Source organism: Candidatus Nitrospira bockiana (genome assembly GCF_965152565.1).
In genome coordinates this window covers 1,527,533-1,550,256 of record NZ_OZ224215.1, presented here as the reverse complement: position 1 = coordinate 1,550,256, position 22,724 = coordinate 1,527,533, and the positions used below count along the sequence as shown (strand labels likewise).

At 67.4% G+C, this 22,724-nt stretch carries 23 protein-coding genes; 6 read left to right on the top strand and 17 right to left on the bottom strand.

Annotated elements, in window-relative coordinates:
• The first annotated feature begins 64 nt into the window (after positions 1-64).
• Both ACWHYV_RS07700 and ACWHYV_RS07695 read left to right on the top strand, forming a co-directional pair.
• Positions 65-1,609, top strand: coding sequence for a hypothetical protein (locus ACWHYV_RS07700; protein ID WP_447980066.1), 1,545 nt, complete (start codon positions 65-67; stop codon positions 1,607-1,609).
• A gap of 124 nt (positions 1,610-1,733) precedes the next feature.
• Positions 1,734-1,928: a hypothetical protein gene (locus ACWHYV_RS07695; RefSeq protein ID WP_447980065.1), complete on the top strand. Its 195-nt coding sequence runs from the start codon at positions 1,734-1,736 to the stop codon at positions 1,926-1,928.
• A gap of 46 nt (positions 1,929-1,974) precedes the next feature.
• Here ACWHYV_RS07695 and ACWHYV_RS07690 read toward each other — a convergent pair whose 3' ends face one another.
• From ACWHYV_RS07690 to ACWHYV_RS07680, 3 genes are read right to left on the bottom strand one after another with little or no spacing between them, the layout of a single operon-like run.
• Positions 1,975-2,733: an alpha/beta hydrolase-fold protein gene (locus ACWHYV_RS07690; RefSeq protein ID WP_447980064.1), complete on the bottom strand. Its 759-nt coding sequence runs from the start codon at positions 2,731-2,733 to the stop codon at positions 1,975-1,977.
• Positions 2,734-2,736: 3 nt separating this feature from the next.
• Complete coding sequence (locus ACWHYV_RS07685; RefSeq protein ID WP_447980063.1) at positions 2,737-4,134, bottom strand: hypothetical protein; 1,398 nt, start codon at positions 4,132-4,134, stop codon at positions 2,737-2,739.
• Position 4,135: 1 nt separating this feature from the next.
• The gene (locus ACWHYV_RS07680) at positions 4,136-4,843 is read right to left on the bottom strand and encodes an alpha/beta fold hydrolase (protein ID WP_447980062.1); all 708 of its coding nucleotides are present in this window, start codon (positions 4,841-4,843) and stop codon (positions 4,136-4,138) included.
• Positions 4,844-5,535: 692 nt separating this feature from the next.
• Between ACWHYV_RS07680 and ACWHYV_RS07675 the strand changes: the two genes are divergently transcribed.
• The 4 genes from ACWHYV_RS07675 (at position 5,536) to malQ (ending at position 11,682) form a co-directional block, all read left to right on the top strand.
• Positions 5,536-7,665 (top strand): VTT domain-containing protein, encoded by a 2,130-nt coding sequence (locus ACWHYV_RS07675; RefSeq protein WP_447980061.1) that lies wholly within the window; start codon positions 5,536-5,538, stop codon positions 7,663-7,665.
• A 61-nt stretch (positions 7,666-7,726) separates the two neighbouring features.
• Positions 7,727-8,404, top strand: a complete 678-nt coding sequence (locus ACWHYV_RS07670) for an endonuclease/exonuclease/phosphatase family protein (RefSeq protein WP_447980060.1) — start codon at positions 7,727-7,729, stop codon at positions 8,402-8,404.
• Between the two features lie 128 nt (positions 8,405-8,532).
• Positions 8,533-9,708, top strand: a complete 1,176-nt coding sequence (locus ACWHYV_RS07665; RefSeq protein ID WP_447980059.1) for an SRPBCC family protein — start codon at positions 8,533-8,535, stop codon at positions 9,706-9,708.
• Positions 9,709-9,804: 96 nt separating this feature from the next.
• Complete coding sequence (gene malQ, locus ACWHYV_RS07660; protein WP_447980058.1) at positions 9,805-11,682, top strand: 4-alpha-glucanotransferase; 1,878 nt, start codon at positions 9,805-9,807, stop codon at positions 11,680-11,682.
• Positions 11,683-11,686: 4 nt separating this feature from the next.
• Here the strand turns inward: malQ and ACWHYV_RS07655 are convergent, their stop codons facing one another.
• The 14 genes from ACWHYV_RS07655 to ACWHYV_RS07590 all read right to left on the bottom strand — a co-directional run bounded on the left by ACWHYV_RS07655 (position 11,687) and on the right by ACWHYV_RS07590 (position 22,684).
• On the bottom strand, positions 11,687-11,884 hold the full coding sequence (locus ACWHYV_RS07655) for a hypothetical protein (RefSeq protein ID WP_447980057.1): 198 nt from the start codon (positions 11,882-11,884) through the stop codon (positions 11,687-11,689).
• A gap of 3 nt (positions 11,885-11,887) precedes the next feature.
• The gene (locus ACWHYV_RS07650) at positions 11,888-12,598 is read right to left on the bottom strand and encodes a dienelactone hydrolase family protein (protein ID WP_447980056.1); all 711 of its coding nucleotides are present in this window, start codon (positions 12,596-12,598) and stop codon (positions 11,888-11,890) included.
• A gap of 16 nt (positions 12,599-12,614) precedes the next feature.
• Positions 12,615-13,955 (bottom strand): erythromycin esterase family protein, encoded by a 1,341-nt coding sequence (locus ACWHYV_RS07645; RefSeq protein ID WP_447980055.1) that lies wholly within the window; start codon positions 13,953-13,955, stop codon positions 12,615-12,617.
• Positions 13,956-13,966: 11 nt separating this feature from the next.
• Positions 13,967-14,632, bottom strand: a complete 666-nt coding sequence (locus ACWHYV_RS07640; RefSeq protein ID WP_447980054.1) for a phosphoribosyltransferase — start codon at positions 14,630-14,632, stop codon at positions 13,967-13,969.
• Positions 14,632-14,994, bottom strand: a complete 363-nt coding sequence (locus ACWHYV_RS07635) for a hypothetical protein (protein ID WP_447980053.1) — start codon at positions 14,992-14,994, stop codon at positions 14,632-14,634. Before ACWHYV_RS07635 ends, ACWHYV_RS07640 begins: the two co-directional genes overlap by 1 nt.
• A 25-nt stretch (positions 14,995-15,019) precedes the next feature.
• Positions 15,020-15,214 (bottom strand): hypothetical protein, encoded by a 195-nt coding sequence (locus ACWHYV_RS07630; RefSeq protein ID WP_447980052.1) that lies wholly within the window; start codon positions 15,212-15,214, stop codon positions 15,020-15,022.
• Between the two features lie 43 nt (positions 15,215-15,257).
• A complete protein-coding gene (locus ACWHYV_RS07625; RefSeq protein WP_447980051.1) occupies positions 15,258-16,490 on the bottom strand; it encodes a zinc-dependent alcohol dehydrogenase in 1,233 nt (410 codons plus the stop codon).
• Positions 16,491-16,548: 58 nt separating this feature from the next.
• Complete coding sequence (locus ACWHYV_RS07620) at positions 16,549-17,742, bottom strand: CBS domain-containing protein (RefSeq protein ID WP_447980050.1); 1,194 nt, start codon at positions 17,740-17,742, stop codon at positions 16,549-16,551.
• A gap of 339 nt (positions 17,743-18,081) precedes the next feature.
• Positions 18,082-18,462, bottom strand: a complete 381-nt coding sequence (locus ACWHYV_RS07615) for a four-helix bundle copper-binding protein (protein ID WP_447980049.1) — start codon at positions 18,460-18,462, stop codon at positions 18,082-18,084.
• Positions 18,463-18,595: 133 nt separating this feature from the next.
• The gene (locus ACWHYV_RS07610; RefSeq protein WP_447980048.1) at positions 18,596-19,516 is read right to left on the bottom strand and encodes a universal stress protein; all 921 of its coding nucleotides are present in this window, start codon (positions 19,514-19,516) and stop codon (positions 18,596-18,598) included.
• Positions 19,517-19,529: 13 nt separating this feature from the next.
• The gene (locus tag ACWHYV_RS07605) at positions 19,530-20,285 is read right to left on the bottom strand and encodes an FAD-binding oxidoreductase (protein ID WP_447980047.1); all 756 of its coding nucleotides are present in this window, start codon (positions 20,283-20,285) and stop codon (positions 19,530-19,532) included.
• A gap of 32 nt (positions 20,286-20,317) precedes the next feature.
• Positions 20,318-20,911, bottom strand: a complete 594-nt coding sequence (locus ACWHYV_RS07600; protein WP_447980046.1) for a DUF3341 domain-containing protein — start codon at positions 20,909-20,911, stop codon at positions 20,318-20,320.
• Positions 20,912-20,929: 18 nt separating this feature from the next.
• The gene (locus tag ACWHYV_RS07595; protein ID WP_447980045.1) at positions 20,930-21,442 is read right to left on the bottom strand and encodes a DUF6335 family protein; all 513 of its coding nucleotides are present in this window, start codon (positions 21,440-21,442) and stop codon (positions 20,930-20,932) included.
• 69 nt (positions 21,443-21,511) lie between these two features.
• The gene (locus ACWHYV_RS07590; RefSeq protein ID WP_447980044.1) at positions 21,512-22,684 is read right to left on the bottom strand and encodes a zinc-dependent alcohol dehydrogenase; all 1,173 of its coding nucleotides are present in this window, start codon (positions 22,682-22,684) and stop codon (positions 21,512-21,514) included.
• Between the last annotated feature and the right edge of the window lie 40 nt (positions 22,685-22,724).

Here is a 22,724-nt window from a genome sequence, read left to right as displayed (position 1 = left end):
CGACAGCCGTCTCCCGAGTGCGCGCTGTTGTTAAGATGAGGCGACCGTCACGCGACGTGATGAGATGAATTGGATCCCGGATCTTCTCCCGGTCAGAGCGGGTCCCGGCGAAGCCAGGCCACCACGGGCCAAGACGTGCCGGCGCGGCTTCGCATTGGCGCTCGTCTTCTCGTGCTGGGCCGTGTTGATCGCGACCGGCTCGGTCTTGGCCCAAGCGCCCGCGGCGGAGCCGGTCCTCAGGCCCGCGTTACAAGGGCTGCGACTCGGCCTGTATCATCCAGACGAGTTGCGCCTGACCGGCGGGCAGTGTGGAAACTGCCCCATCTCGGCGGCGACGCTCTGGTACGTGCGCGACCAGACGCTGGCCGTCCCCCGAGCGGCCTCGTATGACTCGCCCGTCATCTGGGTCGGCGCCGCGGAGGTGCTCGAGCACGTCCGCTTGTTCACCGATGGGGAGATCCCCGTGATGCTCGTGCCCAGGACCGGCGACTCCGAGACCGAATTCGACGACGCCTCCGCCCGCTATTTTCTCGGCCGCCCCCTGCGCCTGCGCGGCACGTTGTGGTTTCGGGAGGCCAGCCCGCTCTTCGTCGCACGCACGATTTGGCCCGAGGATTTTCGGATCGTTCCCGAGCGTCTTCGCCTCGAGCCCTTGCGTGACGCACGCGAGCTCGATGCGTTGATCATGGCGCAGATGGAGTCGGTTCCGGATCCCTACATGCGCCTGCTGTGGGAGCGGCGTCCGGGTGAGCCGAGGCGATGGCTCAACCGGCCGGTCCTGGCGTTCGTGCTGAACGGAGCCCAGGCGGACGACGACGATGCCCACGCGGGACACATGTCGGTCGCCACGGGCTACCTCGGCCCGGCCGGGGAGTGGGCCGATTGGCTCGTGAACAATTTCTATCCGCTCGACAAGGTCGATTCCAAGGGGATCGTCTCGGCCATCGTCCCGATGGACAATTACCTGATGGACGTGAACAGCGGGCAAGCCTACTACCGGCCCAACTACCTCGCCGTGGCGGTCTTGCGGGAGGACCGCGCGCCGCGCCTGTTTCAACGCCGCATCGAGGACGTCTTCTACCACTACTACTGCCACAACCTCGAATACGACGTGGCCACGATGAACAGCACGAGCATCCCCATCGATACGCTCCGCCAGATGGGATGGAACATTCCCTCCCTGGGCCGCAGCGGGATCTTCAAGGCCCTGCTCGGCTTCGTCTATGTGTCGCTGACCCAAGGGAACGTCAGCCAAGGCAGGCAGTTCTACAACGCCTTCATCGAGGAGAAGACCCGACTGTCGCCGCGGCTGGCCTTTCAGGCCGCGACGCTCGATCTGCTGCGGTTGGCGGAGCGCGCCGTCCCGCAGGATCGGACGCTCACCGCGTACGAGGAGATGTTGCGGGACGATCTCGAGGCGGTGCTGTTCCTGCGCATCCCTCAGGTTCCTTCCCGGCGTCCGTTCGGCACCTATCCGGTCACCTCGTTCGAAGAGTACCTGGAGCGGTTGCCGGATGATCCCTCACGGTGGAAACGCACCACCGATCCGGTGCGGCCCTTCCCGAAACATCTCGCGGAACAGTGCAACACGCCCTCCGGCCCGCGGTGACCCGCTCGAGCGGGCGACCAACCGGCCGCCGGGGCAGCCGCCTTCCCCTCCGGAAGGAGTACTCCCAAGGATCGATTGAAGAAGCGCACGAAACCGGGCATCATGGCCCGGTTTGGACGAAGGCATGGCGCTCGGACACCGGTTCTCCCTCACGCGACGATTCACCCCGGCCGTCATCTGCACGGTGATCCTATGCGTCGGCCTCGCGCCGCTGTTCTATGAGGAAGAGCTGCTCGGCCGCCGCCTCCCCGCCTCCATGGAGATGCTCTATACCCTGGTCGTCATCCACGTGAGCCTGTTCGTCATTCGCAAGAAATAACCTCGCGCCTCCCTCGTGCCATTGCGCCACCCGGCCCAACGTGACCTCAGGGAGGCGGTAAGGCACCGGCGGCCAGAAGACGCCCCCAGAGCCGCCGCCAGGTCGGCCAGTCGTGCGCCCCGCGCTCGACGAACACCCGCTCCTTCGGCAGGACGGCCGCCAGCAGGCGGTGGGCCGGGGCGAACTTGTCTCGTTCGCCGTACGCCAAGTACAAGGACGGCACCCGCTCAGGAGCCTGCTCGTACTGCTTCAACCAGGTCCACACCCACCGGACATGATCGCGACCCGCCGGGGCAGGGATCCAGCGCGGCAATCCCCCGGCCCCCGCGATCTCGTCGACCAGGGGCGGACCCCCGAGATACGGCGCCAGCGCGATCACGCCGCTCACCTCGCCTTCGTACCGGCTGGCATAGAGGAGCGCGCCGAATCCTCCCATGGAGATGCCGGCGAGCCACACCCGCCGATAGACGGCCCGTGCCGGCCGGATGACGTCCTCGTGCAACCGTTCGAGCACGGTTCCCCGAGCGTAGTAGCCATAGTGTGAGTCCACGGCGATCGCGTCGCACGGTCGTTCACCGGCGTGCAGCAGCTCGACGAACCCCCACCGCCGGTAGTCCTCGGGACTGTCGGCGATCCCCGGCATCAGGACGAGGAGATCGCGCTCCCCGGCGACGACCGGAGCGACGTGGCGTTCCGCGGGCAGCGGCTGGTGCACGGGAAGAAAGCGGACGAACGGCGGCAGACGGAGCGCCAGGCGGGCGATGATGCCGCGGGTCACGCGAGTCAGACGGCGAGGCACGGACATGGGTCAGGCCGCCCGCCACTCGACGGCGGGTGAGGGATGTTGGTCGAGAAAGACGTCCAGGTCCTTCAGCGTCAGCGGCACCGGCATAGGATACCGCGCCGAGACCGTCTTGAGCAGATCGTAGGAGTACCGAGAATAGACCGCGAAATCCCGGGGGAAGGCGTGCTCGTCCACGCCCACGAACCGGCCCACCCGGGCGCGAGCGAGGACCCGCCGCCATCGCTCGATCGGGACCAGGCCGATGGAATCGACGCCGTGTGAGAAGAGCGTCAGAGAGATCTCCTCGACCGTCTTGCGGTCCAGATAGCGCTCCAGCGCCTCCAGCGACGGCTCCTTGTTGAAGACCATCCAAAACGGAATCGAGCCGGTTCGCATCGTCCAATACGGCTCCATGAGGATGAACGACTCGACCAGGAGGCGGCGCGCCTCGATCCCGCGTCTCCGGTTCCACCACTCGTAGAGATCCGCGACCAGGGGGCTCATCGCTTCCGGTTGCTCGAAGACCACGCGGCGGACGCGCCAGCCGTTCTGCTCCGCCAGCGCCAGCACCTCCTCGCGCAACGACGGCTCGAACCCCCATTCCGCCTCCGGCGCCCAGCGATCGACCGGAGGCGGGCTCCAGCGGTCGAGGGGCGAGCCGTAGCGGCGCAGATAGTCGGCCACGCGGGGGCCGCCGTGCTGCAGCTCCTCGACCGTCGCGCCGCCCAGCGCGCCGAATTGGAACACATGGCGCTCGCCGCACTCCGTCACCGGCCAGCTCAACCCGCATTCCACCAGCAGCACGGTGCCGCCGGGCTCGAGCGACTGCTCGAGGAATCGTCGATAGGCCTGGCCCAGCGTCCGCCGCTTGAAACGGAAATAGCTCATCCGCTGCACCATCAAGCGATCCTGCACGGGGTCGTGCATGTGATGGAGCTGAAGATCCGGGTTTCGTTGGAGCACCAGTCGGCCCGGCGCTCGTCCCCAAGCCATCTCCCGTTCCGGCTCATCGGGAGCGATGCCGGAGCGCGCGACCGGAACCAAGACGGTTTGAGGGAGCCAGGGAACGCCGAGCGCGGCCCACAGGTGCGTCGCCGCGCCGTTGGCGGACCCGATGGCCACCGCGGGATAGGACCGCGGGGGGTAGCACGAGACGATCCAGTCGGCGATCGCGTCCCCGTCGATCTCCTGGAGGCGGCGGCCGGAAATCGCCTCGAACCGGCCGCTCCAGATGTAGACCTGCTCCCGGGCCGCCCGAGGCAACCGGTTGATGACGGCCCCGAGCCAGCGCATCGGAGGCCCCGCCCACCTCGGCAACGTCCCGAGAAGAGGAAAATCCCGGCCGCGCAGGCAGCGGGACAGGGCCCGGAGCATCCCGAGCGCGGAGTCAAAGTCGGCGAGATAGGACGGCTGTTCCGGCATGTCAGCCCTCGAGAAACGGTCGTATGACGTCCACGAAAGGACCGGGCTTCGTATAGTTGATCGTATGGGCTGCGCCCGGAATCACGGCGAGCCGGCCGTTGGGAAGCCTCGCCGCGATCTCCTCGGCCCATTCCTGCGGCACCACCGGATCGCGGTCCCCGCGGACGACGAGGACGGGGGCGCGAATGGCGGGCAACTTCTCCTCGATGCGATCGTCCAGCGCGATCCGGATCGTTCCGATGATCCGGCGCAGCCCCGCCCGCCAGTAATCCTGCAGCGTGATCCAACCCAAGCCCGGGGACTCTCTCCGTGAGTTCTGCGCCACCCGAGACATTTGCATCCAAAAGGATCGCGCCCGCGGATCCATGGTGGGGCCTTGGAACACCAGCCGATCCACCCGCTCCGGATACCGGACGCTGAAGTCCGCCAGGATCTGGCAGCCGAATGAATTCCCGACGAAGTGGGGCCGATCCAGCCGCTCGGCATCCAGCCATGACGCGAGCGCCTTGCTCAGTTCGGCGAGCGAGAGCACCCGGCGAGGTTTCTCGCTCAAGCCATAGCCCGGGAGGTCGACGGCATAGACGCGGCCGTACGCCGCCAACCGCTCCGCCGTCGGCACCATGTACCGACTCGAGATCACGAGGCCATGGAGGAGGACGACGGCCGTCCAGCGGCTCTCGGCTGAGGCGCCGCCCACGCGCGCGTGCATGCGCCCGAATCGCGTCGGCACCCAGCGGGAAGAGAGCGCGGAGCGATGAGCACTGAGCGCTGAGCTTGAAAAGGACGGCTCGAGTTGATTAGCCCGTTCCGCCGTCTGCATGCCGTTCATGCGAGCGCCCGTTCCGTCGTCCATTGCTCTGTTCAGCATTCAGCGATCAGCATTCGCTTTCCGCTTTCCGCTTTCCGCTTTCCGCTTTCCGCTTCCCGCTTTCCGCTTCCCGTTTCCCGCTCATCGCTCCGCGCTCTCTTCTTCTTCCCATTCATCACTCCGCGTTCTCTTCCATCCTCCATTCATCACTCATCATTCATCACTCATCACTCATCACTCTCTTCCCCCCTCCTTCATCGCTCCGCGCTCTCTTCCTCCCCCATTCATCATATTATTCATCATTCAGCGATCAGCCTTCAGCCATCAGCTTTCAGCATTCGTTTCCGTTTCTCCGTTCCGAGCTCTCCATCCTCCATTCATCACTCATCATTCATCACTCATCGCTCTCTTCTCGTTCAGCACTCATCACTCAGCGCTCTCTTCTGTCATCCTCCCTCCGACAGCCGCCCTTCTGCTATCGGCACTGATTCAGATCCCGGGTCAACCTTTACGATAGAGCCACGTGGGAGCCCGCCCGGTCCCCGGTCAGCGAGCCCCGCCATGCTCGGGCGCCTCGCACGCAAGAGGTCCGTTTGATTCATCCTTGTCCAATCGACACGCGCCGGCTGCTCGAACCCGGGCGCAACTGTTGGCGTATCGAGCGCGCGGCCCGCGTGGCTTTCTTGATCGACGGCGAGCAGTACTTCACCGCCTTCCGGCGCGCCGCGGCGAAGGCCGAGCGGGCCATCATGATCCTCGGCTGGGACTTCGATACCCGCGTCCGGCTGTGTGAGGACACTCAGGCGGAGGGCCTCCCCACGGTCCTCGGCGACTTCTTGAAAGCCCTGCTCCGGCGCCGGCGGGATCTCCACGTCTACGTCCTGCCTTGGGACTATCACATGATCTATGCGTTCGAGCGTGAGTGGTGGCCGCTGTCGAAGATCGGCCCCGACCGCCGGCTGCACTTCAAGATGGACGGCACGCACCCGCCCGGCGCGTCGCACCATCAGAAAGTCGTGGTCGTCGACGACCAACTCGCCTTCGTCGGCGGATTCGACCTGGCGCAGTGCCGCTGGGACACCTCCGAGCATCGCCCGCATCATCCATTGCGCGTCTTTCCCGACGGCAAGCCCTGCCGCCCCTTCCACGACGTCATGGTCATGCTGGAGGGGCCCGTCGCCGGCGCGCTCGGCACGTTGGTCCGCGAGCGATGGCGGGCGGCGACGGGACGGCACATCGCGTCGCTGCCGCCGATGCCGCTCGGCCGCTGCTGGCCGGAGGCGTACCGCCCTGATCTCCACGACGTCGACGTGGCGATCGCGCGCACGCAGCCGCGCTATCTCGACCGTCCCGAGATCCGCGAGGTCGAGCGCCTGTACCTCGACGCCCTTCAGGCCGCCCGACGCCACGTCTACATCGAGACGCAATACCTGACGTCCCAGGCGATCGTCGACACGCTCGTCTCCAGGCTCCAGGAGCCGCAGGGTCCGGAAATCCTGATCGTCCTGCATCCCAACAGCGACGGGTGGCTCGAGCAACATACGATGGATGTCCTCCGGGGCCGCCTCTTGAAACGCCTGCGCGCGGCCGACCGGTCTCATCGGCTCGGCCTGTACTATCCGCACGTCCCCGAGTATTCCGGTGAATGCATGAGCGTGCACAGCAAGGTGCTCATCGTCGATGACGACCTCGTGCGGGTCGGATCGGCCAACCTGAGCAATCGCTCGATGGGGTTCGACACGGAGTGCGACGTCGCCGTGGAAGCCCAGGGCGATCCGAGGGTCCGGGAAGGGATCGTGCAGTTTCGAAGCCGATTGTTGGGAGAGCATGTGGGGACCTCTCCGCAGACCGTGCGCGAGACGGTGCGCCGGGAGGGCTCGCTCCTGAAGGCCGTCGAACGGCTCAGGAGCGACGGGCGGTCCCTGCGCATCTTCGACAGCCAGATTCCGCCCGAGGTCGACTCCTGGGTCCCTGATGCGGTCCTCATCGATCCCGACCGGCCGCTCGACCCCGAGATCCTCGTCGATCAGATGGTGCCGCCGCCCCACCGCAAACCCGCCCGCCGCCAGATCGTCATCGGCGCCTCGCTGCTGCTGGCACTCGTCGGGCTCGCCGCGGCCTGGCATTGGACCCCGCTTCGAGCGTGGCTCGACATCCCGAAGATGGTGGAGTACGTGTCGACCTTCCAGGACAGCCGCATCGCCCCGATCGTCGCGATCGGGGGGTTCGTCGTCGGCGGCCTGGCCGTCGTCCCGGTCACGTTCCTGATCGCCGTGAGCGTCCTCGCCTTCGGCCCGCTCGCGGGCTTCACCTATGCCTTCGCGGGGATGACGCTGAGCGCCCTGCTCACGTTCGGCCTCGGTCATCTCCTCGGCCAACAAACCGTTCAGAAACTGTCCGGGTCCCGGCTCCACAAGCTCAGCCAGCGCCTGGGCCAGCGGGGGGTGCTGGCCGTCGTCGCGGTGCGGGTGATCCCGGTCGCCCCGTTCACGATCGTCAACCTGGTCGCCGGCGCCTCGCACATCCGCTTTCGCGACTTCCTCATCGGAACCGTGATCGGCGAGCTGCCCGGCCTGCTGGGCATCTCGATCTTCATGGACCAAGTGGCGGCGGCCGTACGGGACCCGGGACCGGGCAGCTTCCTGCTGCTGGCCGTGATCGTCCTGGTGCTTGCCGGAGGCGCGGTCCTGTTGCGGCGCTGGCTGAGAGGCAAGGCGCCGTGACGGCGGCGCCGGCCTTGTACTGCATCCCCGCCGTCCGGCGGCCGGATCGCTTCTCGGGACGATGCGCCTGACGTTGGCCACCTATAACATCCACCAGTGCCAGGGCATGGACGGGCGGTACGACCCCGACCGGGTTCTCGGCGTCCTCCGGGAGCTCGATGCCGATGTGATTGCGCTCCAAGAGGTGAATTCCCGGGAGCACCGGGGGCTCGAATTGTTGAAGTGGTTCGCCGCCGAAACGAAGCTCCAGCCGATCGCCGGGCCGACCCTCATCAAGGACCCCGAACACTACGGCAACGCCTTGTTGACCCGTTGCCCGGCGCGCGAGATCCGGCGCGTCGACCTCAGCCTGCCGGGCCGGGAGCCCAGGGGAGCGCTGGACATCGACCTCCAATGCGACACGGAAATCCTCCAGCTCATCGCCACGCATCTCGGCTTGAACCCGGCCGAGCGCCGGATGCAGGTCCAGCGGCTGCTGGCGCGCTTCGGTACGAAACATTGCGTGCTCATGGGAGACTTGAACGAGTGGTTTCTCTGGGGCCGCCCGCTGCGGTGGATCAAGGCCATCTTCGGCCATTCGCCGTCGCCCGCCTCGTTTCCGTCCTCCTTCCCGATCTTTGCCCTCGACCGTATCTGGATCAGGCCACCGGGCACGCTCGTCCGGCTGAAGGTCCACCGCTCGGGGCTCGCCAGACGGGCGTCGGATCACCTGCCCGTCACCGCGGTCATCGAATGGTAAGGCATTCGCCGCACGCCCGTTGTACGCCGCCACCCTACATCCCGGTGCCGCTCGCGCCGCTAGGCGCACTCCCCCGATCTGGGTAGGTGTGAAAGAGTCGGCGGTCAACCACGACACGAGAGGGCACCATGAACAGAGTCATGCTACTGCTGAGCGGCGCCGGGATCGGCGCCGGCTTGATGTACATCCTGGATCCGGAAGGGGGCAACCGCCGGCGTGCGCTGGTACGGGACAAGCTCAGCCGCGCCGCCAACGTGACCGGCGAAGCCCTCGATACGACGTGGCGCGACGTGCGCAACCGGGCGACCGGCGTGACGGCCCGTGTCCAGTCGGTCTGGCACAGGGAAGACGTGAGCGATGCGACGCTGGTCGAACGGGTCCGGTCGCAGCTCGGCTTTCTCGTCCGGCACCCGGGCTCGATCGAGGTGTGCGCGGATCAGGGCCGGGTGATCCTGAGCGGGCCGGTGCTCGCCGACGAGGTGGACCGGCTGGTGAGCCAGGTCCGGAACGTCCGCGGCGTTCGGGAGGTGGAGAACCGCCTCGAGGTGCACGAGCAACCGGGGAACGTCCCCGGCTTACAGGGCGAGCCGCCCCGGCGACCGCAAGGCCGGCAGATCGAATGGCTCCAGACCAACTGGTCGCCGAGTGCACGCGCGGCGGCCGGGGCCACGGGCGCCGCCCTCGCCTGGTACGGCGGCGCGCGTCGTGACCTTCCAGGCACCGCGCTCGCCTTGGTCGGGCTTGCGCTCGTCGGACGCGCGCTCACGAACCTGGAGATGAAACGGCTCGTGGGGATCGCCTCGGGACGCCGGGCGATCGACGTCGTGAAGACGATCCGGGTCGCCGCCCCGGTCGACCAGGTCTTCAATTTTTGGGCGAGCTACGACAACTTCCCGCACTTCATGAGTCGCGTGCAGGAGGTCCGGAAGACGGGTGAAGGCCGCTCGCGCTGGCGGCTGGAAGGCCCCGGCGGAGTGCCCCTCACGTGGGAAGCGGTCCTCACGCGGTTCGTGCCGAACCGGGAGTTGGCATGGAAGACCGAGCCCGGCTCCACCGTTCAGCATGCCGGCATCGTGAAGTTCACGGAGAACCAGGACGGGACGACGACGATCCACCTCCGCATGACCTACAATCCGCCCGCGGGCGCCGTGGGACACGGCCTCGCCACGCTGCTCGGAGAGGACGCGAAGACGTTGCTCGACGAGGACCTGATGCGGATGAAGAGCGTCATCGAGAGTGGGATCGTCCCGCACGACGCCCAGCAGCCGGCGGGGGAGCGGACCGAAACGGCCCCGGGGGGATGACCGAAGCGCCATGCCGGGCCGGCCGCCTCGACGACCCCGGCCGAAGACGGCGTCCAGCCGTCTCAGTCTTCAACGGGACCGTGGAGGTGCCGCGCGGTGACCGATCGGTGGGGCATCGACGATCGCTTTGAAGACGCGCACGGGGCGGTCAAGCAGGTTCCCGCCTCCGTGCGCAGGACGATCCGCCGGGCCATCGGCACGCCGCCTCCACCCGCACGGTCCCTGTTCGACAGGCCGGTCGTCGTCCTCAGGCAGGGCGACAGGCTCGCCGTCCCCGCGGCGGCGGACCTCGCGCTGGAGGACGGGAGCGCGATGCGGGTGAGCGGCCGGCTTCCCGGCGATCTGCCGATCGGCTACCACGACCTGACTTCGACGGACGGGCGGACGGTCCGCATCATCGTCAGCCCGGCGCGGTGCTTTCTTCCTCCCGACCTTCGCATCTGGGGCTGGTCCGCACAGGTCTACGCGACCAGGAGCGAATCGAGCTGGGGTCTCGGCGACCTCGGGGATCTCGCCCGGCTCGCCCGGTGGGCGAGCCGGGCCGGCGCCGGCCTCGTCATGATCAATCCCTTGCAGGCGGTGCTTCCGGCGACCCCCCAGGAGGCCAGTCCGTACTCACCGTCCAGTCGCCGATATCTGAATCCGCTCTACCTCCGCATCGAAGACGTCCCGGGCCCCTCCACGCTGGGTCCGGACCTCCGGCGATGGGGCGAGACCGGACGAGCCCTGAACGCGGAGCGCCGTCTCGACCGCGACCGCGTTTTCCGTCTCAAGCAGGAGGCGCTCGAGGCGCTCTGGACGCGGTTCCACGGGGACGACCACTTCGATCGCTATCGCACGGCGCAAGGGGACGCGCTCCGGCGCTTTGCGGCGTTCTGCGTCCTGGCCGAGCACCTTGGGGCTGATTGGCGCCGGTGGCCGGCCGAGTACCGCCGTCCCGACTCACCCGCGGTTCAGGCCTTCGCCCGCGACCATGCGGATCGCGTGGAGTTCCACGAGTGGCTGCAGTGGTTGGCGGACGGGCAGTTGCAAGACGCCGCGGCGCCGGTGCGGATCATGCACGACCTGCCCGTCGGCTTTTCACCGGCGGGCGCCGATGCCTGGGAGTGGCAGGACTGTCTCGCCATGGAAATGAGCGTGGGTGCTCCGCCCGACCTCTTCAGCGTGGACGGGCAGGATTGGGGGCTCCCGCCATTCGTCCCGCACAAGCTCCAGTCGGCCCGGTACGAGCCGTTCATCCACACGATCCGGGCCATCCTGCGCCACGGCGGCGGACTCCGGATCGACCATGTCATGGGACTCTTCCGCTTGTGGTGGATCCCCGCGGGCCACCCGCCCGGGGAGGGGGCGTACGTCCGTTACCCGGCAAAGGACCTGCTCGCGATCGTCGCGTTGGAAAGCCAGCGCGCCCGGGCGATCGTCGTCGGGGAAGACCTCGGCACGGTCGAGGAAGGAGTCCGGGAAGAACTGAGCGCCCACGACATCCTGTCGTACCGCCTCTTGTGGTTCGAAGAGACCCCGCCTTCACAGTACCCGGTGAAGGCCTTGGCGGCGGTCTCGACGCACGATCTGCCGACGATCGCCGGGGTGTGGACCGGGGCCGATGTGGAGACGCAGCGGCGCCTCGGGCTCAAGGTCGACGAATCGAATCAGGAGAAGCTGAAGGCCGTCTTGGCGGAGACGACGCGACTGCCGCCGGGCGCGCAGGCCGAGCAGGTGATCGCGAAGACCTACGAGGGGCTCGCTCAGGCGCCTTCCGCGGTCGTGATGGCCTCGTTGGAGGACGCCTGCGCGGTCACGACGCGCCCCAACATGCCCGGCGCCGCCGGCTCCTACCCGAATTGGTCGCTGGCCCTCCCGCTCACCCTGGAACAGATCGAGAGCGCCCCCCTCCCTCAGGCCATTGCCCGCGTGCTCCAACGCCGGTCGGCCGCCCCGAAGCGCGCCGGCTTGCGACGCTCCCGCGCCGGGTGAGCGATCAGCAGGGCTTGCTCGGCACGACGCGGCGCTTCTCCTGCGGATCGTCGACCCGTTCATTGGCGGTGGCGGCCTCGTCCTGGAGCTCTTCCAGCAGCTCCCGACTCCGCCGCCCGTCAGGGGTCTGTTGCACCTCACGCTCGCGGATCGACGATCCGGCAGCGGGACGCGTGGCTCGTGTCTCGCCTTTGGCCGACATGCCTCACCTTCCGCTCAGATGGCGGCTGAACCATTCGGCAGCCAGCCGGGCCACCGCGTCCAATGCGCCGGGTTCTTCGAACAGATGGGTGGCGCCGGGAACGATCTCGAGGCGTTTCTCCGCCGTCAGCACGCTGAACGCGGCGCGGTTCAACTCGATCACCGGCTCGTCCTCTCCGCCCACGATCAGGAGCGTGGGCGCTTTCACGGCCGGAAGCGCGGCCTTGGCCAGGTCCGGTCGGCCGCCGCGCGAGACGACCGCCTGCACCTGGTCGGGCCGCTCCGCGGCCGCGATCAACGCCGCCGCACTGCCCGTGCTGGCGCCGAAGTAGCCGCGCGGCAGGTCGCCGATATCGGACCGCATCGCGCACCAGTCGGTCAAGCCGATCAGCCGGCGGGCCAGCAAACCAATATCGAAGCGGTGCTCCATCGTCTGCGCATCGACCCGCTCTTCCGCCTCGGTCAGCAGATCGACGAGCAGGGTCGCCAGTCCCGCCGCTTGCAGCGCCCTCGCGACGAACCGATTGCGCGGGCTCAACCGGCTGCTCCCGCTGCCGTGGGCGAACAGAACCACGCCCCGGGCGCGATCGGGGACGGCGAGATCGCCGGTCAGCTCGGCCTCTTCGAGCAGGATCTGGATAGTGCGCTCCTGGGTCGAGGAGGGGGCGTCCACGGGGTGCCGGGTGTACACGTGTCCTTTTTCTGGAATGGGCATGCGTCCTCCTCCGACGTCAAATCCCCGTGGGGTAGGTTTCGGGGACCTCCCCGCCTTCCCATCCGGCCGGGCGATCCAACGGCTCGACGGCATGGGTCTCGTCGACATGCAGGACGGCATCGAACTGGTCGGGGAGCGTCGCGTAGAAATAGTGGCTGACCCGTTCCGACTCCGGCAGATAGACCACGCCGATCGCCCGCTCCAGCCGGCGCTCCCGGAGCACCCCTTCGAGGCGAGGGTCTCCGGTCGAGACCAGGAAGGTCCGGATGCCGACTTGATGGAACAGGCTTTCATAACTCTCGGGCAAGGCCGGCCGCACCTGCTTGCGCTCCATCGGCGCGTCCCAATCGGAGGCGGCGGTGACCGTCCCCGTGTACGTCGTCAAGCCGATCAACCGGGCCTGCCGGCCGTAACGCTCACGCACCAGTTGGCCCACGTTGAGCTCCCCGGCCTCGCCCATCTGCGTCGCCCGCGCGTCGCCCAGGTGGGAGTTGTGCTCCCAGACCACCACCTTGGGCTCCGCGTGGCGGCGGCCCAGATGCGCCACCAGCGCATCGAGCGTCTCCGCCATGTGCTGATCGCGGAGGTTCCACGAGGAGACGCGCCCCTGGAACATCGTCCGGTAATAGCGCTCGGCGTTCTTGACGAGCCGCGCGTTCTGCTCGGCATAGAAGTACTCGTCCTCCGCCACGAACCCGTCCCGCTGGAGGTAGGCCTCCGCTCGACGCCGCAGGTCGCGGAGTTCTCCGATCACCTCTTCTTCACACGACCGGCTCAGGCCGAACCCTGCCGCATAGCCGTAGCGCTGGGTATCCTCGCCGAAGTGGTCGAAGCAGGCGTAGCGAGACCGGGCGCGGGCGGCCGCCTCCGGGTCCATCCGATGGAGATAGTCGAGCACCGCCGCCATAGACGCATGCAGACTGTAGAGGTCCAGGCCATAGAAGCCGGTCTTGACCGCGCGCGCAGGCAAGCTGTCGTTGTGCTCACGCAGCCAGGTGATGAACTCGAGGACCTCCCGGTTGCGCCACATCCAGGTGGGAAACCGCCTGAAGTCCTCGAGCGCTTCGCGGGCCGACCGGTCCCGGCTCCGCCCGAGCACGTAGCGGTTCACCCGGTAGGCATCCGGCCAGTCGGCCTCCACCGCCACCGCCGTAACCCCATGGTCGCGGATCAAGCGTTTCGTGATGCGCGCCCGCTCCCGATAGAATTCGGCCGTCCCATGGGAGGCCTCGCCGATGAGGACGAACCGGGCGTCGCCGATCCACTGGACGAGCGGGTCGTAATCCGCCCCTGAGCCGACGATGGGAAAGGCGGCCTCTCGGACCGTATCGAGACCGGAGCTTGTGATTGGGGCCATACTCACTTACTTCATTCCCGCTCGGTTCTCCCTGCCGCTGCGGCTCGTTCGAGCAGCTCGCGCACTTCGTCATCCGTGGTCTGAGCAAAGTCCTCGTACCAGGCGCCGACGCCGAAGAAGGGCGACGGGGTCGCGGCGCAGACCACTTCATCGGCTTCGGCCCGCAGCTCGTGGCACGCCTCTTCCGCTCCCACCGGCACTGCGACGACGATCCGGGCCGGCCCCCGTCGTTTGAGCGCCGACACCGCGGCACGCATCGTCGCCCCCGTCGCCAGCCCGTCGTCGATGAGGATGACGACCCGACCTTCGACCTGGACGGGCGGCCGATCGCCGCGATACGCGCGTTCGCGCCGGGCCAATTCCACCTCTTCCTGGGCGGCGACCCGGTCGACGAGCGCGTCGGGGGCGCCGAGCATGTGCAGGACCTCCTCGTTGACGACCCGCACCCCTCCCGACGCGATCGCCCCCATCGCGAGCTCTTCATGGCCGGGCACCCCGAGCTTGCGCACCACCATAACGTCCAACGGCGCCTGCAACGCCTGCGCGACCTGATAGCCGACCGGGACGCCGCCGCGGGGCAGCGCCAAGACGACGAGATCGCCCCGCCCCTGGTAGTGTCTGAGATGCTCGCTGAGCCGCCGGCCTGCGTCGACCCGGTCGCGAAAGATGCTGTCCACTATCCCCGCCCCTCGGTCCCCGACGGTCGCGGGACTCGCTCGTGCGGCGCGCCGTGCTCCTCGCGGAAGGCCACGTGCAGGCGGCCGCCCCGAAATGATTTCCCGAGCAGCGCACGGACCACGAAGGGCATGATCAGGAACACGGACACCACGGTGCTGACGGCGATCGGAACCACCGAGGCCCACACCGAAGGTCCGGCCCGGACGAGCTCGGGCACCAGGAGGAGCAACACCAGGTTGATCACGAACAGCAGCAGGAGAAAGCTTCCCACCGCACGCCACCAGATTGCCCACCCGATCCGCACCATCTCGCTGTACGTCGGCTCCATCCCGTCACGCTCACTCGATCGAGCGCGCTCCATGATCCTCGATCAGCCCACCCCGTCGCTAGCTCGGCGGCAACGGCGTCGGCGGTGGCGGCAGCGGCATGGGCAACGGCTCCGGTTTGGGCCCCGGAAAGGGGTCGCTCGGCTTCGGTGTCGGATCCGTGGGCCCCGGGCTGGGCCTTGGGTCGTCGGCCAACCCCGCCGTCGTCATGCCCGCCGTCAGCAGCACCGCCACGAACCAGGCACTCAATCGCATCGCTCCACCTTTCCTTTTTGGGCCCCGGCGCCTCGGCTCGCCGTCATGACGCCTTCGCATGCACCCGCTCGGGGTCGAGCTTGACCTTGATCCAGCCCGGCCGCCGGGTATCGAACGCCTTGTAGGCCTCGATCGCGGACGTCAGCGGCTCCTCCTGCGTGAGGATCTCCGCCGGATCCACGATCCCGCTCTGCACGAGCTCGAGCAGACGGGGGATGTACCGGCGGTGGTTGCAGTTCCCCATTTTCAGCGTCAAGTTCTTGTTCATGGCCGCCCCGATCGGGAACGCGGACGCGCTCTGGGGATAGACGCCGATGATCGCGAGCGTCCCGGCCTTGGCCAACGCCTCGACCGCCCAGTCCAACGCCAGGGAGGGGGCATCACCCGGGTGCCAGTTATCGCCCTGGGGATTGGTCGCCGGCGCGATCTGTTTCAGCTCCTCTTCGAACTGCTCCCGCCGGCCTTCGAGCTGCTCGGCCGCCGGGCCCCGGTGCGGCAGGGTCGCATCCACGCCTACGGCGTCGATCGCCCGATCGACGCCGATCCCCCCGGTCAGCCGGAGGATCGCTTGCACCGGGTCCTCCGCCTGGAAGTCGATCACCTCGGCACCCTGCGCCCGCGCCATCTCCAGTCGAGAAGGGATCGTGTCCACGGCCAGGACGCGCCCGGCGCCGTGGAGCTGGGCGCTGGCGATCGCGAACTGGCCCACCGGGCCGCAGCCGAACACGGCCACGGTGTCGTCCGGTCGAATCTCCGCGAGATCGGCCCCGAAGTAGCCCGTCGGGAAGATATCGGACAGCACGATCGCTTGGTCGTCGCTCACATCGTCGGGCAGCTTCACCAAGCTCGCATTGGCATACGGAATGCGCGCCTTCTCGGCCTGAAGGCCTTGAAACGGTCCCGTCTGCTTGGGGCCGCCGTAGAACGCGGTCCCCGCACGGGGCCCATGAGGATTGGCTTGGTCGCATTGCGCCTGATAACCCGCGCGGCAGTAGACGCAGGACCCGCACGCGATCGTCGAGGGAATGACCACCCGATCGCCGACGCGCAGGTTTCGCACGTCGGGCCCCAGCTCCTCAATGACGCCCACTCCCTCGTGCCCGAGGATCGTCCCGGGCTCCATGCCCGGCATCGTTCCCCGAATCATGTGCAGGTCCGTCCCACAGATCGCGCTCGCCGTCAGCCGGACGATCGCATCCGTCCGCTGCTGGAGACGAGGCTCCGGCTCATCGCTGACTCGGATGTCGCCGACGCCGTAAAAGACCACCGCTTTCATGGCACACCCCCGGGAAGTAATTTGGGGAAGTAATTGAGGAAGTAAGGAATTGAGTAAATTACTTACTTACTTCTTCTTTATTTCTTCTCCTCGGCATCGCCGGCTGGGAGACGTATTCGAGGACCTCTCCGCTCAGCTGGGTATCGGTCGTATGCACGGCGAGGTCGCCGAGCGAGACGATCCCGACCAGCCGCTGCTCACGGTCGAGAACGGGCAGGCGCCGGATGCGCTTTTCCACCATGAGCAGCGCCGCCTCCTCGACGAGGTCGTCTTCGCGTCCGTAGATGACCTCGTCGGACATGACCTCCCGCACCGTCACGTGCTTGGGATCACGGTGTTCGGCGATCGCTCGGACGACGAGGTCCCGATCGGTGACGATCCCGACGAGTCGCTCCCCGTCACAGACGGGGATGACGCCGACGTCGAGTGCTTTCATCTTTTCAGCCGCCGCCTCGATGGAGGCGTCGGGATGGATGACCTCGACCTCGGCCGTCATGATGTCCTTCAGCCGGCGGCCCGGGCGTTCTCGCTCCTCGCGATCGAGCCGGCGGGGGCGCCCCGTCCTGCGGGCCTTCTCGTCGTTCCATTCGGCGCCGAGCCCGATCAGACCGCGCCACTCTTCGTTGCTCACGCTGCGGACGAGGAGAGCCACCCCCAACGCCGACAAGCCAATCCAGGCCGGCGAGCGCCGACCGAGCCCATAGGCCGCCAAGGCCGCGCCGCCGGTCCCGGCGAGGAGCCGGGCCGTCGGCGACCAATGGCGCTGCATGAGCTCGAAGCGTTCGCCGCGACGCGGCTCGACCGGTCCGCCCTGGAGCTCCGGAACGCCGTCCGCTTGCTCGTGCACGTCGAGCTGATTGTCGACCCGGACGACGCCCGGGACCCGCGCGACGATCTTGAGCAGATGGTCGAGCTCGTCCGCCAAGACCGGCCCGCTCAGCGCGACCCGGCCTCGATCCACCTCGACCGTGATCGCGCGCGGGTGCCGGACGAGCATCCCGAGCTTGGCCCGCACGCGCTCCGCCAGCACGGAATCCGGCACGGATTCCCCCGCGAGGAAGCCTCGGAAGGAATACATGAGCCCTCTGGCCCGGTTGGCCGCATCGCGCGCCGTGGCCTGGGCCGAGTCGCGGACCATCCGCCGCGATTTGGCCGCCTGGTCGCGCAGGAGAGCCCGCCGGCGGCGGCCGCCATCCGGATCGAACAGATACATGAGGCCCGCCCCCAGTCCCGCACCCGTCAGCCACGCCATGCTTCGGATCATGATTCACCCCTCGAAGAAGTGATGAGTGCTGAGTGATGAGTTGAGGCCCCCCAAAGAAGTGATGAGTGCAGAGTGATGAGTGATGAGTTGAAGAGCCACGGAAGCTTCTCTTTCCCTGTCCTCCACTCATCATTCATCACTCATCACTTCCCTGTATGCCCTCATCACTTCCCTTCTCCTTCCCCGTCCTCCACTCAGCACTCATCATTCATCACTCATCACTTCCCTGTATGCCCTCATCACTTCCCTTCTCCTTCCCCGTCCTCCACTCAGCACTCATCATTCATCACTCATCACTTCCCTGTATGCTCGTCACTCAGCACTTCCCTATGCTGCTTTCGCCCCGGCTCGGCTCATGCGGCGGCACAGATCGGCGCACCGCCGGCACTCCTGGGCGCACGGTCCGCAGAGCGCGTGATGGCTCGCGTGCTGCTCGCACGCTTGCGCGCATTGGTCGCAGACCTCCGCGCAGAGGGTGCAGATCCGTTCCGCCAACGGAGAGACCCGGCTCATCCACTGCGCGGACATCACACAGATGTCGGCGCATTCCCGGCACAACCGGATGCACCGTTCCATGAGTTGCGTATCGCCTTTGTGTTCCATGCCGATCATGTCGTCGCTGCACTCCTCGCAGATCTGGGCGCACCGAAAGCACTCGGCGATACAGTCCTTCCAGTCTTGTGTGAGCGTTCGCTTCCCTTCATGCATGGACCACCTCCTCGTTGAGTCCATCATTCTTCCCCAGTCGAGTCATGGCCTCTATCAGCCCCGCGTGCAACGGGGTATCCGCTCCAGACCGGCTCGCCGGCGAGCGGGTCGCACGGCGGCCCGCCTCCGACCGCTACCGGCCGCCGGCCGCCTGCGGCACGAGGCGCCGTTCGCGTCCGGCGAATCTCGCGCTCCGGAGCGTCAGCACCGGCACGGAGGACCGCCGAAGCACCGCCTCGGTAACGCTCCCGAAGAGGAGTCGTGAGACCCCGCGCCGGCCATGGGTCCCCATGACGATCAGGTCGCTCCGGGACTCGCCCGCCTCTTCCAAGATGGCATCCGGCGGCGGACCGTTCCGCAAGGTGAAGCTCGCCGGGATGCCCTCACGGCCGAAGGCTTGGACGAACCCGCCCAAGCGCGTCTCGATCTCGCCCCGGACGCGCTCATGGTCGGCGAGCTCGGCCGGGCTGAAGTTGAGTCTGATCGACGCCCAATCCGGCACGTGCAGCATGCGTAGGGCCGCCTTGAATTCGCGTGCAGTCTGCGCGGCGTACTCCAAGGCCTCGAGCGAGCAATCGGACAGATCGAGGGGAACCAGGATCCGCTGGATCGACGAGGTGTCCCGATCCCCGCGTACGGTCACCACCGGGCAGGGTGCCCCCTTGACCACCCGCTCCGCCGTACTGCCCAAGAGAACGTGGTCGAGCCCGGTGCGGCCGCGTGTGCCGACGACGATCAGGTCGGCATCCCAGACGGTCGCCGTCTCGATGATGCGCTCGCTCGCGATCCCCTGCTCGTGCCGTCCGGTCGCTGGAATGCCGCGCCCCTCCGCCGCCGCCACCATGCCGCCCAGCGCCGCCCCGACCTGTTCCCGGATCTGTTGCAGGGCCAAATCGTTGAGCAGAGGATAGGGATAGAGGCCGGGCTCGAATTCGACCACGTGGAGGAACAGCACCTCGGCGCGGCAGTATTCCGCCACACGGAGCCCGAACTGGGACGCCGCTTCGGCCGGGGTTGAAAAATCGGTCGGGATCAACAGGCGTTTGAGACGCATGGTGCTCCACCGGTCAATAATCCGGGGCCTGGGGCGACGGATCGTCGTAGTAGATCTCCCGGTAGACCGGGCACAGCCCCTTCTTGTGGATCGAGGCGGTGATCTCCTTGATCATCGCATGATTCCCGCACAGATAGACCGCGAGGTTCCGAACCGACGTGATCGTCTTGTCGACGAGCTCGGTCACCCGTCCGTGGTACCCGTCCCATCCAGCCACGCCCGGCCCTGCGGGCTGAGGCCGGGACAACGCCACCTGCATCCGGAAGTTTCGATGCGCCCTCATCAGTGCGCCGAAGTCCTCTTGATAGTAGAGGTCGCGTTGGCTCCGCAGCCCCCAATACAGCGTGGCCTCCGCCGAGTAACCCGACTCGAACAGGTCCCAGAGCATGGAGCGGATCGGGGCGATTCCGGTCCCCGTCGCGACGAATACGCAGTCGCGGGTGCGGTCATGCAGATAAAACGACCCGGCCGGCCCTTGAAACGTGACCCGATCACCCGGGCGCAGGCTGAAGAGATAGGTCGACCCGACCCCGCCCGGAATGCGATTCAGCACGATGGTCACGCGGTCGACCTGCTGCGGCGGCGAGGCGATCGAATAGGGTCGAATGACGCTCCGCCCCGTCCTCGGGGACTCGAGCTCGAATGAAATGAACTGCCCGGCTTTGAACCGGATCTCCTTGGGCTCGAGGAGACCGAACGAGATCTCTCTGACGTCGTGCGTCAGGTTCCGGACGTGGTCGACGGACGCGACAAATGATTGGAACGGCATGCCACCATCGACGGAGTCAAGTTGCTCTTCGATTAGATCAGCGTGTGCGCAGCCGGCTCGGCCCCGCCCCCCACCGCGGTGTCGGCCCCGTGTCGCTCCAAGAGCCTTCGCGCCGCCGCCGCTCGCTCGCCGGTCTCGACCGTCACGGTCACCAGCACTCGTCCCGCACGCACGCCGGCTTCCAATTGCTGCGCGTCGGCATCGGGGATGTTCATGCCGACCAGACTTCCCGCAAGCCCCCCGGCGGCCGCACCGACCCCGGCTCCCGTTACGACCGACGCCCCGGTGATTCCCAAGGCCCCGGCGAGCGCCCCTCCCGCCAGCAGCGGGCCCAATCCGGGAACGGCCACGACGCCCACGGCGACCAAGAGCCCCGTGAGCCCGCCGAGGACGCCGCCCCCGACGGCGCCCCTGGCCGCTTCTTCTGCGGCTCGCGTCCCGGTCTCGGCGGTCGGCTCCGGCTCTTGGGGCCGGTGCATGGCGAGGCCGATCTGCCCTTCGGTGAACCCGGCCGCCTTGAGCGCCTTGACGCTCTCCCCCGCGGTGTCGAGATCCCGAAAGAGCCCGGCCACCACGCGGCGCTCCGCCTCACGCCTCCCCGCTGTCTCGGCTCTGTTCGCCTGCATGGACCTTGTCCCGCACTCCTAGCCGGCTTTTCGTTCCGTTCCCGATTCTCCCCCCGAGGCCTGCTCGGGAGGCTCCCCGCTCGCCTCGAACTGGCGGCGCTCTTGATAATCTTCGGAAGAAGCCGGATTCAACTCCCAGCGGTTCGTATCGCGCTCCTCGAGTTTTCGGCCGGCGCCGAGCGGTTCGGTGTCCTGAAAGGTCAGGCCCACCGCCTCTCCCAATTTCTCGACGACGTCCTGGTCCGGAAGCGCATGGGACCCGCCGACGGTTTCGTCCCCGATGTCCTCCCGGTCCCACCGCGCGTCGAGGTCTCCGCCGGACACCTCCGTCGCGCCCGGTTCATAGTCCGCCGGCGCTCCGCGCCGCGTCTCGGCGCCACGGACGCGCTGCGCCTCCTGAAATTCTCCCTTCACCTCTTCGTTCGCCTCGGCCTCGACGGAGGCATCGCCTTCGTAATAGTCGCGGATCACCTCGTTCGCATCACGGACGTCCTTGTCCTCGTTCTGCTTCGTGTTCTTCTTCCGGGCCATGTTGCCTCCTGGCCGGCGGCACCCGTGCTCGAGCGCCCACGGTCGTTCGACGCGGTGGCGCCTGCGGCCTCATGATGTGAGCACCACCTTGATGCAGCCGTCTTGTTTCTCTTGAAACAGTCGATAGGCACGCGGGGCTTCTTCCAAGGGAATCCGGTGGGTGATCACGAACGACGGATCGATGGCCCGCCGCAGGATATGATCGAGCAGCGGCCGCATGTAGCGGTGCACATGCGTCTGCCCCATCTTGAACGTGAGTCCCTTGGTGAAGGCCGCCCCGATCGGCACCTTGTCGATGACCCCGCTGTAGACCCCGGGAATGGACACGGTCCCGCCTTTCCGGCAGGCTTGGATCGCCTCACGGAGCGCGATCGGTCGATCCGTTTCCAGGTACATGCTCTGCTTCACCCGATCATACCAGGCGGCAAGCGTCGTCCCGTGGGCCTCCATCCCAACGGCGTCGATGCAGGCGTCCGGGCCGCGGCCGCCCGTCATCTCCCGCAACGTCTCGACGAGGTCGTCCACCTCTTCATAGTTCAGCACGTCGACGCCGCCGTCGCGCTTGGCCATCGCCAGCCGTTCCGGGAACCGGTCGATCGCGATCACGCGCGAGGCGCCCAGCAGGAGCGCGCTTCGAATCGCGAACTGCCCCACCGGCCCGCACCCCCAGACGGCGATCGTGTCGCCCGGCTGGATCCCGCAGTTCTCGGCCGCCATATAGCCGGTCGGAAAGATATCGGAGAGGAAGAGCACCTGCTCGTCCGACAGCTCGCCCGGGACCTTCAGCGCCCCCACGTCGGCAAACGGCACCCGCACGTACTCCGCCTGCCCGCCGGCATACCCGCCGAAGAGGTGCGAATAGCCGAAGAGACCGGCCGTGCTGTCCTCGTACAGCCCTTCGGCCATCCAGGCGTTCGGATTCGTGTTGTCGCAAAGCGACCACAACAGGCGCGTACAGTAGAAACACTTCCCGCACGCGATCGCAAACGGCACGACGACACGGTCGCCAGGCCTGAGCGACGTCACGTCCCTCCCGACGTCGACGACCTCGCCCATGAATTCATGCCCCAGGATGTCTCCGGCCTGCATCGTCGGGTTATAGCCGTCGTACAGGTGGAGGTCCGACCCGCAAATCGCCGTCAGGGTCGTTTTGATGATCGCGTCGTGAGGATTCAGGATCTTCGGATCCTCGACGTGCTCGACGCGGACGTCTCTCGTTCCGTACCAGCACGCGGCTCTCATGGCGCACCGTTCGGGAGCAGGTTGAGGTTGAGGTTAAGGC